Origin of the sequence: Roseitalea porphyridii, from assembly GCF_004331955.1 — a bacterium.
Taxonomy (GTDB): Bacteria; Pseudomonadota; Alphaproteobacteria; order Rhizobiales; family Rhizobiaceae; genus Roseitalea; species Roseitalea porphyridii.
In genome coordinates this window covers 1,103,768-1,123,312 of the sequence record NZ_CP036532.1, presented here as the reverse complement: position 1 = coordinate 1,123,312, position 19,545 = coordinate 1,103,768, and the positions used below count along the sequence as shown (strand labels likewise).

25 protein-coding genes are annotated in these 19,545 nt (G+C 66.9%); 8 read left to right on the top strand and 17 right to left on the bottom strand.

Translation table 11 applies throughout. The features are described 5' to 3' along the window. Window positions 1-10: 10 nt before the first annotated feature. The 6 genes from E0E05_RS05430 to E0E05_RS17625 are packed head-to-tail and all read right to left on the bottom strand — an operon-like array spanning window position 11 to window position 5,215. A complete protein-coding gene (locus E0E05_RS05430; protein WP_131615792.1) occupies window positions 11-1,300 on the bottom strand; it encodes a phage major capsid protein in 1,290 nt (429 codons plus the stop codon). Next, window positions 1,297-1,983, bottom strand: a complete 687-nt coding sequence (locus tag E0E05_RS05425; RefSeq protein ID WP_131615791.1) for an HK97 family phage prohead protease — start codon at window positions 1,981-1,983, stop codon at window positions 1,297-1,299. The genes E0E05_RS05430 and E0E05_RS05425 overlap by 4 nt, the downstream gene beginning before the upstream one ends. After that, window positions 1,980-2,336: a DUF6107 family protein gene (locus E0E05_RS05420; RefSeq protein WP_131615790.1), complete on the bottom strand. Its 357-nt coding sequence runs from the start codon at window positions 2,334-2,336 to the stop codon at window positions 1,980-1,982. Before E0E05_RS05420 ends, E0E05_RS05425 begins: the two co-directional genes overlap by 4 nt. A 13-nt stretch (window positions 2,337-2,349) precedes the next feature. After that, complete coding sequence (locus tag E0E05_RS05415; protein ID WP_131615789.1) at window positions 2,350-3,549, bottom strand: phage portal protein; 1,200 nt, start codon at window positions 3,547-3,549, stop codon at window positions 2,350-2,352. A gap of 12 nt (window positions 3,550-3,561) precedes the next feature. Then, on the bottom strand, window positions 3,562-4,776 hold the full coding sequence (locus tag E0E05_RS05410; protein ID WP_244598047.1) for a DNA-packaging protein: 1,215 nt from the start codon (window positions 4,774-4,776) through the stop codon (window positions 3,562-3,564). Further along, the gene (locus E0E05_RS17625; RefSeq protein ID WP_244597950.1) at window positions 4,763-5,215 is read right to left on the bottom strand and encodes a hypothetical protein; all 453 of its coding nucleotides are present in this window, start codon (window positions 5,213-5,215) and stop codon (window positions 4,763-4,765) included. Before E0E05_RS17625 ends, E0E05_RS05410 begins: the two co-directional genes overlap by 14 nt. Window positions 5,216-5,324: 109 nt before the next feature. Here E0E05_RS17625 and E0E05_RS05405 point away from each other — a divergent pair, with 109 nt between their 5' ends. The 4 genes from E0E05_RS05405 (at window position 5,325) to E0E05_RS05390 (ending at window position 9,248) form a co-directional block, all read left to right on the top strand. Further along, window positions 5,325-5,741 (top strand): DUF983 domain-containing protein, encoded by a 417-nt coding sequence (locus E0E05_RS05405; protein ID WP_131615787.1) that lies wholly within the window; start codon window positions 5,325-5,327, stop codon window positions 5,739-5,741. Window positions 5,742-5,850: 109 nt separating this feature from the next. Beyond that, a complete protein-coding gene (locus tag E0E05_RS05400) occupies window positions 5,851-8,013 on the top strand; it encodes a transglycosylase domain-containing protein (protein ID WP_131615786.1) in 2,163 nt (720 codons plus the stop codon). Window positions 8,014-8,115: 102 nt separating this feature from the next. Continuing rightward, window positions 8,116-8,700 (top strand): DUF1214 domain-containing protein, encoded by a 585-nt coding sequence (locus tag E0E05_RS05395; RefSeq protein ID WP_131615785.1) that lies wholly within the window; start codon window positions 8,116-8,118, stop codon window positions 8,698-8,700. Further along, window positions 8,697-9,248: a DUF1254 domain-containing protein gene (locus E0E05_RS05390; RefSeq protein WP_131615784.1), complete on the top strand. Its 552-nt coding sequence runs from the start codon at window positions 8,697-8,699 to the stop codon at window positions 9,246-9,248. The genes E0E05_RS05395 and E0E05_RS05390 overlap by 4 nt, the downstream gene beginning before the upstream one ends. A gap of 10 nt (window positions 9,249-9,258) precedes the next feature. On the opposite strand, the gene E0E05_RS05385 is transcribed toward E0E05_RS05390, so the two are convergent. Then, window positions 9,259-9,459 (bottom strand): hypothetical protein, encoded by a 201-nt coding sequence (locus E0E05_RS05385; protein WP_131615783.1) that lies wholly within the window; start codon window positions 9,457-9,459, stop codon window positions 9,259-9,261. Between the two features lie 90 nt (window positions 9,460-9,549). On the opposite strand from E0E05_RS05385, the gene E0E05_RS05380 reads away from it, so the two are divergent. After that, entirely contained in the window at window positions 9,550-10,419 is an 870-nt protein-coding gene (locus E0E05_RS05380; RefSeq protein ID WP_131615782.1) for a hypothetical protein, read from the top strand. 11 nt (window positions 10,420-10,430) lie between these two features. Here the strand turns inward: E0E05_RS05380 and E0E05_RS05375 are convergent, their stop codons facing one another. From E0E05_RS05375 to E0E05_RS05360, 3 genes are read right to left on the bottom strand one after another with little or no spacing between them, the layout of a single operon-like run. After that, on the bottom strand, window positions 10,431-10,793 hold the full coding sequence (locus E0E05_RS05375) for a DUF1491 family protein (RefSeq protein WP_131615781.1): 363 nt from the start codon (window positions 10,791-10,793) through the stop codon (window positions 10,431-10,433). Window positions 10,794-10,797: 4 nt separating this feature from the next. Continuing rightward, window positions 10,798-11,718, bottom strand: coding sequence for a peptidoglycan-binding domain-containing protein (locus tag E0E05_RS05370; RefSeq protein ID WP_158629276.1), 921 nt, complete (start codon window positions 11,716-11,718; stop codon window positions 10,798-10,800). After that, window positions 11,696-13,162, bottom strand: coding sequence for a sensor histidine kinase (locus E0E05_RS05360; RefSeq protein ID WP_131615778.1), 1,467 nt, complete (start codon window positions 13,160-13,162; stop codon window positions 11,696-11,698). The genes E0E05_RS05370 and E0E05_RS05360 overlap by 23 nt, the downstream gene beginning before the upstream one ends. Before the next feature lie 293 nt (window positions 13,163-13,455). Here E0E05_RS05360 and E0E05_RS05355 point away from each other — a divergent pair, with 293 nt between their 5' ends. Further along, complete coding sequence (locus E0E05_RS05355; RefSeq protein WP_131615777.1) at window positions 13,456-13,785, top strand: DUF5330 domain-containing protein; 330 nt, start codon at window positions 13,456-13,458, stop codon at window positions 13,783-13,785. Between the two features lie 91 nt (window positions 13,786-13,876). Next, window positions 13,877-14,299 (top strand): SufE family protein, encoded by a 423-nt coding sequence (locus E0E05_RS05350; protein ID WP_131615776.1) that lies wholly within the window; start codon window positions 13,877-13,879, stop codon window positions 14,297-14,299. Here the strand turns inward: E0E05_RS05350 and E0E05_RS05345 are convergent. Together E0E05_RS05345 and E0E05_RS05340 are read right to left on the bottom strand one after the other, a co-directional pair. Next, window positions 14,296-15,102, bottom strand: a complete 807-nt coding sequence (locus E0E05_RS05345) for a DUF6456 domain-containing protein (RefSeq protein ID WP_131615775.1) — start codon at window positions 15,100-15,102, stop codon at window positions 14,296-14,298. The genes E0E05_RS05350 and E0E05_RS05345 overlap by 4 nt on opposite strands. After that, the gene (locus E0E05_RS05340) at window positions 15,092-15,562 is read right to left on the bottom strand and encodes a helix-turn-helix domain-containing protein (protein ID WP_342212197.1); all 471 of its coding nucleotides are present in this window, start codon (window positions 15,560-15,562) and stop codon (window positions 15,092-15,094) included. Before E0E05_RS05340 ends, E0E05_RS05345 begins: the two co-directional genes overlap by 11 nt. 192 nt (window positions 15,563-15,754) lie before the next feature. On the opposite strand from E0E05_RS05340, the gene E0E05_RS17470 reads away from it, so the two are divergent. Beyond that, on the top strand, window positions 15,755-16,096 hold the full coding sequence (locus E0E05_RS17470; protein ID WP_192900442.1) for a hypothetical protein: 342 nt from the start codon (window positions 15,755-15,757) through the stop codon (window positions 16,094-16,096). An 11-nt stretch (window positions 16,097-16,107) separates the two neighbouring features. Here E0E05_RS17470 and E0E05_RS05330 read toward each other — a convergent pair whose 3' ends face one another. The 5 genes from E0E05_RS05330 to E0E05_RS05310 form a co-directional block, all read right to left on the bottom strand. Then, complete coding sequence (locus E0E05_RS05330) at window positions 16,108-16,548, bottom strand: Ros/MucR family transcriptional regulator (protein ID WP_039723036.1); 441 nt, start codon at window positions 16,546-16,548, stop codon at window positions 16,108-16,110. A 181-nt stretch (window positions 16,549-16,729) separates the two neighbouring features. Then, entirely contained in the window at window positions 16,730-17,086 is a 357-nt protein-coding gene (mnhG, locus tag E0E05_RS05325; protein WP_039723035.1) for a monovalent cation/H(+) antiporter subunit G, read from the bottom strand. Then, the gene (locus E0E05_RS05320; protein WP_131615774.1) at window positions 17,083-17,463 is read right to left on the bottom strand and encodes a cation:proton antiporter; all 381 of its coding nucleotides are present in this window, start codon (window positions 17,461-17,463) and stop codon (window positions 17,083-17,085) included. Before E0E05_RS05320 ends, mnhG begins: the two co-directional genes overlap by 4 nt. Next, window positions 17,463-17,936, bottom strand: coding sequence for a Na+/H+ antiporter subunit E (locus tag E0E05_RS05315; RefSeq protein ID WP_039723033.1), 474 nt, complete (start codon window positions 17,934-17,936; stop codon window positions 17,463-17,465). Before E0E05_RS05315 ends, E0E05_RS05320 begins: the two co-directional genes overlap by 1 nt. Beyond that, complete coding sequence (locus tag E0E05_RS05310) at window positions 17,933-19,537, bottom strand: Na+/H+ antiporter subunit D (protein WP_131615773.1); 1,605 nt, start codon at window positions 19,535-19,537, stop codon at window positions 17,933-17,935. Before E0E05_RS05310 ends, E0E05_RS05315 begins: the two co-directional genes overlap by 4 nt. Between the last annotated feature and the right edge of the window lie 8 nt (window positions 19,538-19,545).

Genomic DNA, 19,545 nt, shown 5'->3' with positions numbered 1-19,545 from the left:
CGCGCGCCGGTCAGCTCACGCCGAACTTGACCAGCTTGATGGCGTCGAAATCCTGGACCCCGCCGCCGACGCGCTTGGTGGTGTAGAACAGCACGTAAGGCTTGGCGGAATAGGGATCGCGCAGCACCGAGATGCCGCGCCGGTCGACGACCAGATAGCCCCGGGCGAAGTCGCCGAAGGCGATCGAGAAGCTGTCCGAGCCGATCACCGGCATGTCCTCGGCCTCGTGGACGGCAAAGCCCATCAGCGAGGGCTTCTGGTCGGCGGTGGCCGGCGGCTGCCAGATATAGTTGCCGTCCGTGTCCTTGAGCTTGCGGATCGCGGCCTGGGTCTTGCGGCTCATCAGCCAGTTGCCGTTCTGGCGGTAACCGGCCTTGAGCGCGTAGACCGTGTCGAGAAGGACACCGGCGGCATCGTCGGCGGGCAGATCGGCGTCGGTGCCGGTGGCGATATAGCCGATATTGCCCCAGCTCCAGCTCGTCTCGTCGACCTTGGTGTAGTCCAGAAGGCCCCTTGGCTTGTTGGTGCCGTTGCCGGCGATGAAGGCGGCGCCCTCCTGTTCGGCGAAGGCCGCTTCCACCTCGGCGGTGATCCACTGGTCGATGTCGACGGCGCTGTCCTCGAGCAGCATGGCGGTGGCCGCCGGCATGGCGTAGATCTCGGCGGTCGGGAACGACAGTTCGGCGAGCGTCGCCGTGTCGGTCTGGGGCCGGGCGTCGGTCTCGCCGACCCAGCCAACTTCGGGCCCGTTGGTGGCGAATGGCTTCTTGAGCACGGCGCCGGTCACCTGACGCACGGTCGCCAGCGCCCGGATCGGCGACAGGTCGCGCAGCCGGCCGGCAATGGCCGTTTCGGTCTCGGGCGGCACCAGAAAGCCGCCATCGGGTCCCGAGCCATAGGACATCGCCTTGCCCTCGAGACGCCGGAGACCGTTCTCGTCGCCCTTGCGCACATAGCGCTCGAAGGCGGCCTTGTGCTCGCCCGATGCGCCGAACAGCGCGCCGCCCGCGCCCGGACGCGAGGCCTTGGCGATCAGCCGTTCGAGCACGCGCTTCTGCTCGTCGACTGCATCGTTGATCCGGTCGACCTTGTCGGCCGAGACCGCGTCCTCGCCGAGCTGGGTTTCGAGTTCGCGCAGGCGCTCGTCATTGGCCTGCTTGAACGCCTCGAAGGCGCGCATGAAGTCGTCGAACGCTTCGGCGACATCCTGGGCATGGGAGGCGGGAAGCGGCTTGACCGGCGCGGCGGCGGGTGCGGCCTTGGTGGCGGGCGCACGCTTCCGGCTTTTGAGTTTCGTCATGATCGCAGTTCTTGTGTCTTGCGGTTGATCAGGTCTGTCGCGCGGCGGATGGCGCCCGAAAGGCGCAAACCGTCCCGCGCGGCGGTTCCGGATGCGGCGTCCCGCCCGCGATCCAGTGCGGCAAAGCCCTTGGTGATGACCGTCCTGGCCTGCCTGCGCGTCAGCCCGGCATCGCGCACGAGCCAGCGTTCGAACTGCCTGACGGTCGGCAGCGAGGCGGCCTTGACCGCCGCGATGCGCGCCTCGGGCAGCATCGGAAAGGTGACGATGGAGATCTCCCACAGATCGGCTTCGAGAATGTGCCGGACGCCGGTCGCCGGATCGGTCTTGGCGCGCACGGTCCGGAAGCCGATCGACAGGCCGTCAAGGCCGCCGGCGCGCATCAGCGAGAGCACCTCGCGGCCGCGCGCGACATCTGTGTTGATGCGTCCTTCCACCTTCAGGCCGTGGCCGTCCTCGACGATCTTCAGCCAGGTGCCGATCGGCTCGTCGGGATTGTGCTGGAACAGCATGCGGATGCCGCCGGCGCCCTTTTCGGCGAGCGATCGGGCAAAGGCGCCGGGCGCGACCAGTTCCTGGCCCAGATCGACAGCGTCGAAGATGCTGGCATAACCCGAAAAGGTCCCTGTCTCGTCGACATGGGTGAGTTCGGTGCCGGCGAACTTGGTCTCGGTGACGCTCATGATCCCTCGTCCTTGCTGGAAGTGGCCTGCCCGCCCGCACCGGTCAGGCGGCCGTTGCGGTCGGCGAAGCGGATGGCGATCCCCATCGCCCACCAGATGCTGACCGAGGCGAGCGCGGCGCCCATCAGCACCGTCTCGGTGTCCGAAAGCACATCGGCGATCGCGAGCCGCTGGGCGACCGCCACGCCCGCCGTCGTGCCGAAAACGACCCCGCCGGTAACGCCGGTCAGAAAGCGCAGCGCCGCCTCGCGCCGGGTGCGCGGGAACAGGTAGGCGAGCGAGATCGCCGAGCCGGCGACCGCGCCCGCCACCTTGGCCAGCCACACCGTGCCGGCCGGGTTGATGTCGGTCATCGGTTCAGCCTTGTCAGGGCTCGGGCGAATAGCCGACCGCGGCGCGCTTTTCGGCGTCGGTGAGGAAGGACGCGCCCTCGAGCCGAGCCCAAAGCGCATCGCGTTCGGCGGCAAGGCCCTCGACCTGGTCGAGGTCGACGTCGATGCGCACGCGGCCGGCATAGAGCGGGGCGAGCCAGTGGCCGATCTCCTCGGTCGTGCGGCGCAGCAGCGGCAGCACGGTCAGCCGGTAGAAGGCGCGCTGGGCTTCCTGATAGTTCGAATAGGTGTTGTCGCCGGGAATGCCGAGCAGCATGGGCGGCACGCCGAAGGCGAGCGCGATGTCGCGGCTGGCCGAGTTCTTGGCCTCGATGAAGTCCATGTCCCTTGGCGTCAGGCCCATCGCCTTCCAGTCGAGCCCCCCTTCGAGCAGCAGCGGCCGACCGGCGTTGAGCGCGCCCGAATAGCCGTCCTCGAGCTCCTTCTTGAGCTGGTCGTACTGTTCGGGCGACAGGTTGGAGCCATCGCCCGGCGCATAGATCAGCGCCCCCGAGGGGCGGGCGGCATTGTCGAGCAGCGCCTTGTTCCATTGGGCGGCGGCATTGTGGACATCGAGCGCCATCAGCGCCGCTTCGAGCGGAGCGAACCCGTCGGCCTCGCTCAGGGGATTGTAGAGCGACAGGTGCAAAAGGCGCGCGCTGCCGGCATCGTCGACCGGGATCACACGCGGACCGTCGATGGTCTCGTGCACGCAGCGCACTGGCCATCCGCGGGCATCGGTCTCGAAACGCACCCGGTCAGGCCGCAGGCTGTAAAGGTGCACCCGCTCACCGACCGCTTCGACGCGTTCGAGAAAGGCATTGCCCGACAGCAGGAGATTGCCGAAGACCGTTTCGATGAAAGCCATGCGCGACTGCGCCGGATTGGGCCGGGCGAGCGCGGCGGCAAGCGGATGGTCGGAGAGTTCGGTCGCGCCGTCATAGACGAGCCACGGCACCGCCGCCGCCGCTTCGGAAATCATGCGCACGCAACGATGGACAATCGGGTTGCGCATGAAGCCTTCGCGGGCGAGCGCGGCGAACGATGCGTGCGTCCAGTCCGCATCGAGCATGGTGTGCATGGCGACAAATCCCTGCGCCACGGCGGACTTGGCCTGCGGCGCCGCCTCGGTGCGGTCGCGCACGGGCGCGACGCCGGCGCGCCCTCTGGCGAGCCAGTCGAACAGCCGGTTCATGAATGCTCCTTGCTATCTGACCGCGCGAACGCGCGGCTTGCCGCCGGCGCCCGCGACGAGCTCGGCGATCGCCCACACGAGCGCGTCGAGCCGGTCGGGCGAACGGTTCGAGGACAGCCCGTCGAGGCCGAAATCGCACATCTCGTCTTCGAGTTCGGCCAGTACGCCGACATGGCGCACCCGGCCCTGCTCGTAGAGCGCGGCAACCGGTTCGGCGCGCAGCCACTTGCCGCGTGTCGCCCGCACGGCGCGCACGTTTATGCTTGAGTCGACGGTCGCGATCACGCTTTTGACCATGTCGCCGCCCTGGTTGACCTCGGCCACCAAAATGTCGGCCCCGGCCGCGTGATAGGCCGCGACCGCCCGGCCCGCCCATTGGCTCGGGGCGGCCGCGCTCACCGAATGGTCGCCGAGAACGTGGATCGCGCCATCGTCGGTCATGCCGGCGACGACGATGCCGCAGGCGTCCGACGTATGCTTCGCGCTGGCGGGCGGATCGACGGCCAAAACGACACGCGCATAGTCGGCGGGCGCGCCGATGCGGACGCGATCGAGCATGGCGCGCGTCCAAAGCGCGTCCTCGCGCTCGGCGAGGATTTCGGCATCAAGTTCCTGCCGGCCAAGACGCGTGCCGCCATAGCGCTTGCGCATCGTCGCCAGGAACGTGCCGGCGAGGTTGGCCGCGTTGTCGGCCGTCTTCATCCTCGTCGTGACCGTCGCCGCGTCGGCCATGATCTCGGCCAGCAGCTTCAGCGGTCGCGGTGTCGTCGTTGCGGCCAGGCGCGGCCAGTCGCCGAGCCTCAAACCGAACTGCAGCATGTCCCAGGCTTCGCGCGGGTGCGGCCATTTCATCGCTTCATCGCACCATGCGGCGGCGAACTGCGGGCCGCGCAAACTGCCCGGGTCATGCGCCGAAAAGGCCTGCGCCACCGCGCCGTTCGGCCAGACGAGACGCCGGCGCGTGACTTCATAGACCGGCCGATTGTAGCGGGCACATGCCAGAATGCCTGCGGGTCCGTCGATCATGACCTCGCGCACATCGGCGAGCGTCTCGCCGACCAGCGCGATCGGGCTCGTCACCGTCCGGGCAAACGGGCGGACAGCGCTGGCCAGCCCATGCACCCATTCGGCGCCGGCGCGTGTCTTGCCCGAGCCTCTGCCCCCCAGCAGCAGCCAGGTCGACCAGCGTCGGTGACGCGGCGGCTTCTGCGCTTCACGCAGCGCCAGCGGGCCCGAGGTGAGCGCCGCACGCCGGACAAGTGTCGAGGGTTCGTTCGGGTACCATGGCGGCCGCGCGTTCTCGGGCAAGATCGTCGATCCGTTGTTCGGCCGCGGCGATGAAAGCGCGGACATCCATCAGTTCGTCTTCGTTGCGGGCGGCGTGCCGGGTCGCGGCGGCATCCACCAGATCCGCCAGGTTGGTGGCGGCCTTGCCGATCGCCGCCACGCCGTCGGTGAAAGGCTTGTGAAAGGTCCCCGCCTTCCGGGCTTCGGCGAGCAGATGTCCGGCCTGCTCGCGCAGTGTCTCGGCCAGCGACCGGGTGAGCGTCGGCGACAGGATCGCCATGTCAAATTCGTCGATAGGTTCGGTCATGTCATACGTCTCCCGGCCGCCGAAACCGGACTGACTGCCCCGTTTCGCAGGCACAAAAAAGGCGCCCGTCATGCGACGAAGCGCCGTGTCGACCCATTTCGGTGATTATGCCAGTAAGCTACCCGATCACCGTGACGGTGTCAAGAACATATTCCTATAACGCTGACCTTTTTGGTGACCCATGGCTCACGCCGATCCATATGAGGATTATCCGCCGCTCAAGCCGCAGCAGACAGGCCTTGTCGGCAAGTGCCCGCGATGCGGGCGCGGCCGTCTTTTCTCGGGCTTTCTGGCGATGGCCGACCGGTGCGAGGTCTGTGGTCTCGACTATGATTTCGCCGATCCGGCCGACGGACCGGCTTTTTTCGTGATCACGTTCGCCTGCATCCCGGTGGTCGCCTTTGCCGTCTGGATGGAGGTCGCGATCGGCGCGCCCTACTGGCTGAACGCCCTCCTGACGCTGCCGCTTCTGGTGCTGTTCTGCATCCTGCCGCTGCGGCCGCTCAAGGGATTGCTGGTCGCCCAGCAGTTCATTCACAACGCCCACGAGGGCGCGATCGCAGGCCCGGAGGACCGGCATGGTCCCGGACGGCGTTAACGCCGACCCGCGCCGGCGATTGCCCGACGGCCGGAAATGCGGCACATAGGAGCGCGCGGCATGACAGCGCGCCGCATGTGCGCCCGAAAGAGCCCGCGTCCGGTACGAGATGAACGATCTGAATCTGCCCGATGACGAGAAGGGCAAGCGCCCGCACAAGAAGTCGTCTTTCCTTCTGGAAGTCGACGCCTGGATCGATTCGGCGCTCTACGATTCAAGCTTCCAGGCCGCCCAGACCTGGGAAGACATCACGATATTCTTCCGCCGGTTCCGCCCCTACGGCCTAAACCGCGCCATCTTCGAGATCGCCGGAGAGACGATGACGCTCGTCATGGCCGGCATGATCGTCATGCTGGCGCTCGCCATCCCCTCGTCGCGCGAGATCGCCCAGAACTGGCGTGATCAGGAGCAGTTCGCCGTTACGTTCCTCGACCGCTACGGCCGCGAGATCGGCCAGCGCGGGATCCTGCACACCGATGCCGTGCCGGTCGAGGATCTGCCGGACCATCTGATCAAGGCGGTGCTCGCCACCGAGGACCGGCGCTTCTTCGACCATTTCGGTATCGACGCGATGGGTCTGGTGCGCGCCATGACCGAGAATGTCCGCGCCAATTCGGTCGTCCAGGGCGGGTCGACGATCACCCAGCAGCTCGCCAAGAACCTGTTTCTGTCGAACGAGCGGACGATCGAGCGCAAGGTCAAGGAAGCGTTCCTGGCACTCTGGCTCGAGGCCAATCTGAGCAAGCAGGAGATCCTCAAGCTCTATCTCGACCGCGCCTACATGGGCGGCGGCACTTTCGGCGTCGGGGCGGCAGCCAAGTTCTATTTCGACAAGGACGTGCGCGACGTCACGCTCGCCGAGGCGGCGATGCTGGCGGGCCTGTTCAAGGCGCCGGCACGCTTTGCGCCGCACATCAACCTGCCCGCCGCGCGCGGCCGCGCCAACGAGGTGCTGACCAACATCGTCCAGGCCGACTTCATGACCGAAGGTCAGGTCACCGGCGCACGGCGCGAGCCGGCCGATGTCGTACTGCGCGCCTCGACCGAGAGCCCGGACTATTTCCTCGACTGGGCCTATGAGGAAGTCAAAAGCTTCATCGTCGAGAACGGCATTCCGACCCGCTCCGTCGTCGTTCGCACCACGATCGATACCGATCTGCAGCGGGCGGCGGACGAGGCCGTGCAGTTCTTCCTGCGCAAGCATGGACAGGACTACAATGTCGGCCAGTCCGCCATGGTCGTGCTCGAACGCAACGGCGCCGTCCGCGCGCTCGTGGGCGGCAGCGACTACGGCGTCAGCCAGTTCAACCGCGCTACCGCCGCCGAACGGCAGGCGGGTTCGTCCTTCAAGACCTACGTTTACGCCGCGGCCATCGATCACGGGCTGACCGACGAGACGGTAATCGCGGACCGGCCGATCACGTGGCGGGGCTGGTCGCCGCAGAACTACAACCGCTCGTTCGCAGGACGGGTGACGCTTGCGACCGCGCTTGCCCGGTCGATCAACACGGTGCCGGTCTGGATCACGCGCGACCATCTGGGCGGGACGGCGCCGGTCGTCGAGATGGCGCGGAAGATGGGCGTCGAGTCGAACATCATCAGCCACCACACGATGGTGCTGGGCACCTCGGGCATGACGGTGATGGATCAGGCGACCGGCTATCTGTCGCTGGCCAGCGGCGGCATCGCCGGACTGCGCCACGCCTTCACCCAGATCAGCGATCTGAGCGGCGAGATCATCTATGACCGGCGCCGCGCGCCGGAGACAGGGACTCGCATTCTCGAGCAGGGAAAGGTCGAGATGCTCAACCGCATGCTGGTGAACGTGACCGAGTGGGGGACCGGGCGTCGCGCTGCGCTCGAAGGCATCAAGGTCGCCGGCAAGACGGGCACCACGCAGGCTTACCGCGATGCCTGGTTCGTCGGCTATACGGGCAACTATGCCGCAGCCGTCTGGTACGGCAATGACGACTACACGCCGACGAACCGGCTCACGGGCGGGCGTCTTCCGGCAATGACGTGGCAGAGGATCATGGAATACGCCCACGCGAACGCCGACCTCGTGCCGCTGGCCGGTGTCGAGGACTCGATTCCGGCGGCGAGCGAAGAGGAGGCGGTCGAGGTCGCCGAGGAAGAGGCACAGAACGGACTTGCGCGCCGGCTGGTGCTGTCCGAGGAGAGCGTCCGGTTCCTGTTCGCGCTCGAAGAGAAGCTGGCGGCCACCGAACCGCTTGCAGCCGACCAGCAGCAGCTTGCGTCCCGCACCCGTTGACAGGTCGCGCCAACGCGCGTCAAGTCGACCTCCCCAGGTGCGGTGCATGGCCTCATGCCCGGGCCGCCCCTTCGATCGGACAACCCGCCCAAGATCCCCATCATGTTTCGCACGGTCCTGACGATCCTCTACGTGCTTGCCCTCGCTCTGGGGCTGGGCGGCGCCAGCGCCTGGTATGTCACCGAGCGCTTTGCCGGCTTCGATCCGCTGACGATCGGTCAGTGGACCGGCTCTCCACAGGCGGGCGCCGGCCGGGCGGACCCATACGCACGGGCGCGCGCTGCCCGTACCAGCGACGTTCCGCTCGGAACGGCGGAAGGGCTCGTCCTGACTGCCACGCGCGATACGGACGGGGCGATCCTGAACGGAGCGTGCGCATACCGAATCGCCGGGCGTGCGCCGGCGGCGCGGCTCTGGACCCTTCGCATGGCGCGCCCGGGCGCCGGGACCATCGAAGGGCGGCCGGACCTGCCATCCCATCTGAGCAGCCGCAGCGTGCTGCGAGAGCCGGACGGAAGCTTCCGGATCATGCTCGCCCCGGACGTGCAACCCGGCAACTGGCTGCATCCGGGCCATGACGGGCCCATCCGGCTGATCCTCACGCTCTACGACACGACGGTGGCCGCCAATGTCGGCCTCGCCGACGTCACGCTTCCGGTGATCGAGGAGGTGGAGTGCCAGGCATGACGCGCCTCTTCTACGCGACCCTGGTCGGACTGGTCGGCGCGGCGGTCGTGCATCTGGTGGTGATCTTCCTTTTGCCGCTCGTTTCGACCGATACGGCTTGGAACCGTGTCGCGGCGCAGATCGCGGAACACGAGCCGATGCGGCCCGGCGACGAGCGGAACGCGCTTGGCGCGGGCGCGTACGGACCCGATCCGTTCTTTGTCACCGTGATCTGCCGCTACGATCTGCGCGCCGGGGCCCTGCACGTGCGATCACCGGGACTGGCGCCGCTCTGGACGGTGGGCGTCCACGACAGCCTTGGCACCGTGATCTTTTCGGCCAACGACCGGCTCGTCGCCGGTCGACGGCTCGATCTCGCGGTGGTCGATGCGAGCCAGCTTCGCTTCGTGCGGCAGAACGCACCGCCCGAACTTACCAACGCGATCATCGCGCCGGCCGCGCGACCGACGGGATTTGTGACCGTGCGCGCGTTCAGGCCTGATCCGACATGGGACACGGTGATCGAACGGTTCGTCGACGAACTCGCCTGCGAGCCGCTCGGCTTTTGAGGATCCGGAGCTAACGCTCCTTGGCAGCCCCGCCACCCTTTCGGTTCTTGCCCACAACCTTGCCCGACGGCGTGCCGATCGGCTCGCGGCGGACGCCGGTGAACAGAAGCAGGGTCGCCGGTCCGGCAAGTGGCAGTAGCGCGGACTGACGCTTGCGCCGGAGGCGGTCATGGACCGACCGGTAGGCGGACATTGCAACGATATCGGCCATGGGCACCCCCTTCGAGACCTGCGCCGAACGACGCCAGCGTGCGCGCTTATGGTTAACGCATCGCTAACGCTTGGCTGCTAGCCTCCGATCATGACGAACGACCGTATCGCCCTGATGCTGCACCAGAACGCCGAACGCTTCGCTCGGCTGCGCGCGCCTTCGCCCGAGGATCGCGCCCGATTCGAGAAACAGCTTCTCGAGAACATCGACCTGGTCTCCGACGAGCATCTGCGCGCGATCGCCGGGACGCTGGCGCCGCTCGAAACGACGCCGCTCGAGGTTGCCCACTTCCTCTGCGAGGTCGAAGAGACGATCGCCGCACCCTTCATCGCGCGGTCTGCGGTGCTCGACGATCAGATCCTTCTCGACATCATCGCCCGGCACGGCGCCGGCGCGCGCACGCGCGCCATCGCGCGGCGCAGAGCGCTGTCCGGGCCCGTCAGGGCGGGCCTGCGCACGCTTGAGGATCCCGCCATCGACCGGGCGCTCGAACTGCGCCAGACGGCACGGCCATCCGAACCCGCCGGGACGCCGGGCCAGCCGCGCGGCACCATCGCCCAGCGCCTCGACGCCGAGGTTCTCGGTCAGGTCGCAACGCTTGCCGGCATTGAATCGCGTCCGCTCTTTGAGACCGCGCTCGCCGACAGCACGGGCCTGTCGATGACCAGCGCGCGCATCCTGTGCGACGATCCGACCTCACGGAACTTCCTGTTCGCGCTCCGCTTCATGGGCTTTTCCGACAAGCAGGCCCTGTCCGTCTTCAAGGGGCTCGCACCCGATCTCGCCACGGACGACGATGTGGAGGAACGTTTTCGGGAAGCCTATCGGCTGGTCACGTCCAGCGAAGCGGCCCAAAGGGTGCGCGGCTGGCAGCTCGACGAGATCCGGTCGCTGGCGACCCTGCAACCCGCCAGCCAGGACGAGCCGCCTTCGCAAGAACGGCAACGCGGCGCCGCCTGAGGCGACGGCGTTCAGTCACCTTCGACAAGCGGCAGAAGCTCGCCCACGTCCGCGTTCCAGTTCTCGATCTCGATGAGCCAGAAGTCGGGATCGAAACGCGCTTCGCTGTCGATCATCGCCCGCAGTTCCGCGTCATCGGACAGCGTCCGCGCGTGATGAAAACGCCGCGTGTCCCGGCCCGTATCCTCATCGCTCAGGGCCGGCGGCGCGGCCTGGTAGAGATCGTAGCCGCTGCCGCCGCCGGCATAAAACGCGACGAGGATCGCGCCCGCCTGGGCGTTGCCGCGGCGCGCCACATAGGCAAAGCCGCCACCGGCGCGCGCGTTGCGGACCAGAACCGCGACGAACAGTTCGGAGGTGACGCGCGGCGCCATCGCGTCAGTCGATGAGCCCGACGGCGACCATCTTCTCGACCAGCGCGTCGTCGATCTCGCCGTTCACGGGCAGTCGGAACAGCGACTGGAACTCGCGGACGGCGAGCCGGGTGCGTTCGCCGGCGACACCGTCGACCCTGATGTCCTCGTTGCCGAAGGCCTTCAGCCCGGCCTGGACCCGCAGAACGGTGGGATCGGCGACGGGCGCTTCGGCCGCCGCGCCGATGCGTCTTTCGGATTGCGGTGCGGGGGTCACCTGCGGAATCGGCACCGGTTCGGTGGTCTCCGGCCGGGGGCGGGGAATGGCCGCCGTGACCATCATGTTGTTGTTCAGGCTGGTGAGCAGTTCGTCGGTCGAAAGCTCGATGCCGCGCAGGCCGACGCTTGTCTTGTAGGCTTCGATCGCCGCAGTCGTGCGTGGGCCGACGATGCCGTCGATTTCGGAATCGTAAAAACCGAGCGATGCGAGCATCGTCTGGATCGACGTGACGGGATCGTCGGTCTTCTCTTCGACCGGGGCCGGCGCCGCAATGATGGTCTCGGCCACCGGATCGGCTTCAGGCAACGTCTCGGCGACCGGCCGGCGCTCCGGACGCGGCGCCACCGGCGCATCGGTGTCGCCAGCCTGTCCGTCGAATACGATCCGGGTGACCTGCGTGGACGGCTGAGCCGCCGGGCCGTCGGCCTCGTCGGCCCGCAGCGCGAACCTGTCGCGCGATACGTCGCGCGTTTCGAAGAAGGCCGAGGGATGGGCGCCATCCTGGAGGAACAGCGCGTTGACGCTGGCGTAGGTGACGACACCCAACGCGGCGAGACCGCCAAGGACCAAGCGGCGATTGCGCAGCGCAAGCCGCCATACGCCGCCGACCAGTTCGGCGATCACGCTGTCATGGACATCATCATCAGCCAAATCGTAGCGGCGCATGGATCATCTCCTCGTAGTTCTGGTCCGCATCGGCGACCGGGCGTGCCGGCAGCGGGGTGACGCGCCCGTCGGATTGCTCGCAGCGGGCCGGGTCGGCGGCGGGCAGCGTGATGGTCACGCGGGTTCCGATCGACGGAGCGCTCTCGATCCGCATGTCGCCGCCATGCAGCCCCGCAAGACCCTTGACGAGCGACAGGCCGAGCCCGGTCCCCTCGCACTGGCGGGTGTAGGAATTGTCGACCTGCCGGAACGGCTGACCGAGCTTTGCGATCTCGTCCTCGGCGATACCAATGCCCGTGTCGGCGACAGTCAGAACGACGCCGTCCGGCCGAGATGCCGCCTCGATCGTCACGCAGCCACCGTCGGGCGTGAACTTGATGGCGTTCGAAAGCAGGTTGATGACGATCTGCTTGACGGCGCGGCGGTCCGCCGTCGCCGGAGCCGTGACGTTCTCCAGATGCAGGTTGATATGGATGCCCTTGGCGGCGGCGCGTGGGGCCAGCATCGTCGCGGCGGAACGTATCGTTTCGCCGAGATCGAAGCTCTCGCGACTGATCGCATAGCGTCCGGCACCAATCTTGGAGACGTCGAGCACGGTGTTGACGACGGACAGAAGGTGCGTCGCCGCCTCGTGGATGAGGTCGACATATTCGCCCCGGCGCGCGACCGGCACGAGACCGCCCGCCTCGCCCCGCAGCAGGTCCGAAAAGCCGATGATGGCGTTGAGCGGCGTCCGCAGTTCGTGGCTGACAACCGCCAGCCGGTCGGCATCACGCTCGGAACCCGGTGCCGGCTCCGGTTCGGCTTCGACCGTGGGCGCCACGGCCATGGCGACGAAGACCGCCGCGCCGACGCGGCCGGGCATCACGATCATCGAGGTGTCAATGAAGGCCTGGCCCTCGGCCGGCGGCAGCCGGTTGAAGCGGATTGCGACTGCCATTGGGCCGGTTGCACTCTGGCGCGCCACGGACAGGGTACGGAGCAGACCGACGCGATCGGCGACATGGACGCGGTCGATCAGCGATTGTCCGGCGGCCAGTGGCGCGATCGAATGATCGCCGAACACGACCGCATCGCCGAGCCGACCGTCCGCGTCGATCGCAAACAGGCCCTGCGGCGCTTCCCTGTCGGCGCCGATCGGTTCTTCACGGTCGTCGCGCGGCACGGGTACGGGCGAGTGAAGAGGGATCGCCGCGCCGCGTCCCAGAAAGACCGAGCCGAGCGCCAGGAACGCCGCGGCCAGCGAAGCCGCGATTCCCGCGGGGACCCCGGCGGGTCCCGCAACGCCGAGCGTCAGCAGCACGCCCGCGGTCGCGCTCGTGGCGGCGAGCGCCGTCGCCCACAACGCGGCGGATCGGGCGCGCAGGAGCGGCATGGACTGCGACGGCGTGCCGGACGACAACAGCCTGACTATCGGAACGGGAAGACGCAACACTACACTCACGTACGCTCCGCCGGATCGGCGGTGGTTCCACCCTCACACGGGGCAGTTTACGAATGGATAAACGCCACCGGCGGCGGCGCCCGTGCAGGGCGGCTTTGGGGCGGCTCGACGGAGCGAAATCCTGCTATGGTTAACGCTTGGTGCGTCGCCTAAGTGCATTCCGCATCATGGTTTTTGGCGATAGCGCGCATTTTAGCCGATTTTGGCGAAAATGCCGGAACCGCGGCGCACCGGGGCTTCAGCGCCTTCCGTCATCTTCTCCGGCGGGGATATTCATCACCGGGGACACGAGCATGATCCGCCTTGCGATCAAGATGACATTCTGGGGGTTTCTGGGGCTGATCGCCCTGCCGAGCCTGGTGCCCGGCGAAACGCCCGCGACCGAGCCTTCTCGCCCCGAGACCGGTGCGAACCTCGAGACGACAGTGCATGCAGCGCGTGTCGCCGGGGCCGTCGCGCAGGAAGTGGGATCGATCTGCAGCCGCCAGCCGGCACTGTGCGAAAGCGGCCGGGCACTGGCGGACGCGGCCATCGCGCGGGCGCAGGAGGGCCTTGTCGTCGCGTCGGGCCTGATTGCCCGCGCACGCACCGCCGAGCCGGCTCCGGAACCCACGGACGTCTGACTACCGAAGTTGCGCCGGGCGATGACCGGGGTTGAGCATTTCGGGCCCGCTCCATATGTAAGCGTGAGCAGGATCGGCCACCGGAAAGCGCATGTCACGCAGCCTTCAGTCCATCATCGAGGATTTCGAGCTTCTTGACGACTGGGAAGACAAGTACCGTTACGTCATCGAACTGGGCCGCGAACTGCCCGATATGCCCGAGACCGAAAAGACCGACGCCAACAAGGTCAATGGCTGCGTCAGCCAGGTCTGGCTGGTTGCCGAAACTGAAGACGGCGACGGCAAGACCGTGACGTTCCGCGGCGATTCGGACGCCCATATCGTGCGCGGGCTCGTCGCCATCATGATCAGCGCGCTTTCCGGCCGGCCCGCCGAGGAGGTGGTCCGCTACGACGCCGAGGGGCTCTTCAGGCAGATCGGCCTCGACAGCCACCTGACGCCGCAGCGCTCGAACGGCTTGCGCGCCATGGTCGACCGGATGAAGACCGAGGCGAGCGGTCGTATCGCCGCCTAGGTCGACAGGGTAGGCCGGTAGCCGTCCGAGCCCCAGTGGCGCATGGGCGCCGACCGGTTTCGCGGCGGATTGTAGTGCCGGTCGAGAGCCGACAGCGCCGTGCGCAAGACGACCTTGGCGGACCTGCGCGGCCAGCCGCGCGCGCACTCGATCTCCTCGAGCCCCTTCAGAAAACAGCACACGTCGACCAGCAGACCGGCAAGCTCCGGGCCGACCGCATCGAGCGCCGCATTGAACCGCGCGCGGGCATCGATGGCGCGATCGGACAGATCGGCCGCGCCACCGGCGCCGGCTCCATCGCGGACCGTGCGCGCGGGGTTCCAGGAGGCCGTCACCTTCTGCCTGAGCTGTCCGAACTCGAAATCGGCGCGCAGACGTTCACCGGCGGCAAGCTGGGCCGCGTCGAGCCAGGGCCGTTGTCCCCTGCCCCGCGATCGCGCCAGCCGGGCGAGCGGCGACTCGGCAAGGTTCGCGGTCGCACGCTCCCGATCGCCGAGGCGGAGCGTGCCGATGTCTCGGTGCTGGTCGGCAAATCCGCCTCCTGCGGCCATGCGCCTGCGCCAGGACAGGCCGTCCTCGGTGGCGATGATCCGGTCTCCCTTGCCGCCGGCATCGGATTGCCGCACGATCCAGCCCTGCGCCGCCATCTGTTCGATCAGCGCGATCGGACAGCGGCGCCGACGACCATCGCAAAGCTCTAGGACACAGGCCGAAGGACCAGCCGGCCGCATCCGCGCCGCATGGCCCCCTGCGAGCGCATCGAGGAGTCGGAGCGCCCGCTTGGCGTCGGGTTCATTGCCCATCGCCACCATCCCGGACGTGCAGGTTGAAGGCCACACGGACGACGCGTTCCGCCCGTCCGACGATCCGGTCGAACTCGATATCGTCACGCATGTCCTCGACGAGGTGGCAGGCATACATCACCGTGCTCTTGTCACGGCCGAAGCCGGTGGCGACCGCCGCCATCCTCAGCCCTAGCGTCGTGTGGGCGATGTACATGCCGATCTGGCGTACACGCGAAACGGCGCGGCCCTGGCGCTTGGGCGAGCGCAACTGGCGACCGCTGACCGAGAAAAGGGCGGCCATCAGGTCGATCACGCCGTCACAGAGCACGGTCGCCTCGCATTCGCTCGGCAACCCCATCGCGTGCACGAGCGGCGACGACGGGTCGGCGTGCTCATCGGACTCGGGGAGATCTCTCGTCTCCCCGTCGGTGACGAACCGACTGAACTCGCATGCGCCGACACGACCCAAACCCTGCATGGCAACCTCCGTTTTGAGGAATATTTTCTTATATCAACGGCGGTCTGGTTTGATAGGAATTTTTGCCTGCGAGGGTTAAGTCTCTGAGACGTATGGGTAATGCAGCCGAAGCACTGATCCTGGGAGCGCGAGTTATCCAACGTCGGTGCCGCCGGCCTAGCCTGCCGCACGGAACGCATCGATCGAGGACACATGATGGATCTGCGGGATACGGGATGCGCGAAGGCGGCCGAGCGCGGGCGGCTCGACGGGCTCCTCGGACGGTTCTGCGGAACGTCCATTGCCCGGGTCGAAAGGGCGACAAAGGCGGAGCTGCGCGGCCATCTTGACAGAATCGACCGCCGCCTCGCGCGCGAGCGCAACAAGGGGACCGCCCGCCATTGGAGCTATGATCTCAATCGTCACATCGCGCTGAAGCAGGCGCGCGATGTCATTGTCGAAGCGCTCGGATCACCGAAAGACTCAGGGCCGGCCACCGAAGGCCGGACAAGCGCGAATGGCCGCGAGCGAAGGCGCGCGGCCGTCAAGCGCTAAGCCGGTCGGACCTAGGACTTCTTTCTGACCTTGGTGCCCGGCTTGCGGCCCAGACCCATTTCGCGGGCAAGGCGCGAGCGCTGCTCGGCATAGGACGGAGCGACCATCGGATAGTCGGGCGCCAGGCCCCACTTCTCACGATACTCTTCCGGTGTCATGCCGTAATGGCTCATCAGGTGCCGCTTGAGCGATTTGAACTTCTTGCCGTCTTCAAGGCAGATGATGTAATCGCGCGTCACCGACCGCTTCGGGTTCACCGCCGGCGTCGGCTTCTCGGCAGCGGCCGCCTCGCCGCTCTCGCTCGTGCGACCAAGTGCCGAATGAACCTGCGAAATCAGCGAAGGAAGATCGGTGGCGGCAACCGGGTTGTTGCCGACATATGCGGACACGACTTCCGCCGTCAGCTCAACGAGCAGGTTGCTATCGGTCGATTGTCTTTGATCGTTGTCCAAGGGGGAACCTCTTTGTTTTTTTATGATAGACTCACCCGCTAAGTTTTCATGTCATAACTTGTCTGACTGCGCAACGGTTTCTTCGCGCGCTGCAATCAACTTATGTATTCAATACGCTAAAATTTGCCCGGTACATGATGAACCGCCACAACCTGAACGGGCAAATCTTTCGTCGACGCGTTCAAGTTGGCCCAACTGATTCGTTTCGGTCCCCGTTCGCCAGGTCGTCGGCGACGCTTTCCTCGCTCAGCGGATATCCGACCGCATAGGCCGCGCGGGCGAGAAGATGGGCGGCGATCGGCGCGGTGAGCAGGAAGAAGACGACACCGGCCAGCGCGCGGCTGGTGGTGCTCGCGTCCCCCGCATGGACTGCGAGCGCGATCAGGACGAGGCCGGAGCCGAGCGTGCCCGTCTTCGACGCGGCGTGCGAGCGGGTGTAGATATCGGGCAGGCGCCACAGGCCGATCGTGGCGACCAGCGCGAAAAAGGCGCCGGTAAGAACGAGCACTCCGGCGATGATGGCCGCGATCTCTGTCATCTCGATGGTCCCTGTTCGGTCTGCTCGAGCTTGTTGGTGTCCGGAACGATCACGACGTCGCGGTCAGCGAGTTCCTTCCGGTCCGCCACATCGTTTTCGCTGCGGCCGCGCGTGAGCACGAAGCGCGCGAAGGCGACCGTGGCGAGGAACCCGACGAGGCCGAGCGTGATCGCGATGTCGAGATAGAGCGTGAAGCCGGTCTTGATGCCGATCGCCGCGATGAAGCCGATCGCTGTGGCGACCAGCATGTCGAGCGCGAGGATCCGGTCCGGCAGGGTCGGCCCGCGGATCACCTTGAACACGGTCGCAAGCAGCGCGACGCTCAGGATGACCAGCGCGATCCGGACCGATCCGTCGAGGAAGGCGGCGGCGTCCATCAGCGGAAGGCCTCCAGGATCTTGCGCTCGAACCCTTCGGCGATGTCGGCGCGGATGGAATCGGGATCGGAACAATCGAGCGCGTGGATGTAGAGCGTCTTGCGATCGGCCGACACATCCACCGACAGCGTGCCCGGCGTCAGGGTGATCAGGTTGGCGAGCATGGTGATCTCGAGGTCCCGGTCGACCTTGAGCGGATAGGCCAGAATGCCGGGCTTGAGGTTCATGCGCGGCGACAGGACGAGGATGGCGACGCGCGTTGCCGACAGGATCAGTTCGTAGACGAACAGCAGCAGCAGCGAGACGATGCGGTAAAGGCGCGACAGATAGCCGACCGCGCCGACCTGCTCCTGAATGATGGTCAGGGCGATCGCGCCGAGAACGAAGCCGAAGACGATGTTGATCAGCGCGAAGCTGCCGGTCACCGCAGCCCAGACCAGCGCCAGAAGCAGGTTGGCGAGAAACAGGTTCATTGTGTCGTCTCCCCTGTCGAAACGGCGGCGTCCGCCGCCTGCGCCGGCCCGTAGACGGCCTCGACATAGCCGGCCGGGTTCATCAGTTCGACAGCGATCCGGTCGGCCACCTGGATGAAGGGCTCGGGATAGACCCCGGCGATGACCGTCAGCGCGCAAAGCCCGGCGAGCACCGGATAGCCGATGGCGATGATCGGCCGCGCGGCAGCGTCACCGACCGACGCGCCCTCGCGGGCCGGACGCCAGAAAGCATAGGCGAAAAGGCGCACGAGCGCGATCGTCGTCAGGAAGCCGGACACGAGGATCGCGCCGGCCAGCCACCAGGCGCCGACATCGATCGAGGCCTTGACCAGATAGATCTTGGGCCACAGGCCGGAGAATGGCGGCAGGCCGGACGCCGAAAACGCAAGGATCAGCGCGATCACCGAAAGCCAGGGCATGGCCTTGTAGAGGCCGCCGGCCCGGTTGAGATCGAAGGTGCCGCCGGCGGCGCCGATCACGCCGACCATCAGATAGAGCGCGGTCATCACCACCATGGAATGGGCCGTGTAGAACGCGGTGCCCGACAGGCCGGTGGCACTGCCGAGTGCCAGGCCGGCCAGCATGATGCCGATGCCGGAAATCACCAGATAGCCGAGAAGGCGGCGCATGTCGGTCTGCGCCAGAGCGCCGAGTGCGCCGAGCAGCATGGACGCCGCCGCGACCACGGCGATCGAAATCGCCAGATCGTCCCGATCCGTCGGGAAGAGGGTCAGAAGCACCCGGAGCAACGCGTACACGCCGACCTTGGTCAGAAGCCCGGCGAAGACCGCGCCGACGGCAAGCCTTGGCGTGTGGTAGGAGGCGGGCAGCCAGAAGTTGAGCGGAAAGGCGGCCGCCTTCATCGCGAAGGCGAAGAAGAACAGCGCGGCGATCGTCAGGCGGGGGCCGACATCCTCCATCGCGGCGGCCTTGCGTGCGATGTCGGCCATGTTGAGCGTTCCGAACAGGCCGTAGACATAGGCGACGGCGATCAGGAACAGCGTCGTCGCGACCAGGTTCAGGAAGGCGTATTTGGTCGCGCCGTCGAGCTGCTCGCGCCGCGAGCCGAGCACCAGAAGGCCGAACGAGCCCAGTAGAAGAACCTCGAACCAGACATAGAGGTTGAAGATGTCGCCGGTCAGAAACGCGCAGATAACCCCGGCAAGCATCATCAGGAGAAACGGATAGAAACCGTAGCGCCGCTCGGTGTCGTCGGCCTCGCGCAGCGCATAGATGCCGGTCGCAAGACCGACGATGCCCGCCACCAGCGCCAGCGTCGCGCCGAGCATGTCGGCGACGAAAGCGATGCCGAACGGCGGCAGCCACCGTCCCATCGCCATGATCACCGTGCCGTTGAAGAGCACGTGCAGGAACAGCCCCGCCACACAGGCGAGAATGAGCACGAGCCCGGACATCGCGATCAGCGGCTGCAGCTTCGTGTTCTTGCGCGTCATCAGGCACAGCGCCGCGAAGATGAAGCCGACGACCAGCGGCGCGACGATCAGCCAGTCGGCAAGCGCCGGCGCCTCCATGACAAAGGCGTCCTCAAGATTGATCTTCGGCTTTTCGGCGGTGGCCATCGGGTCAG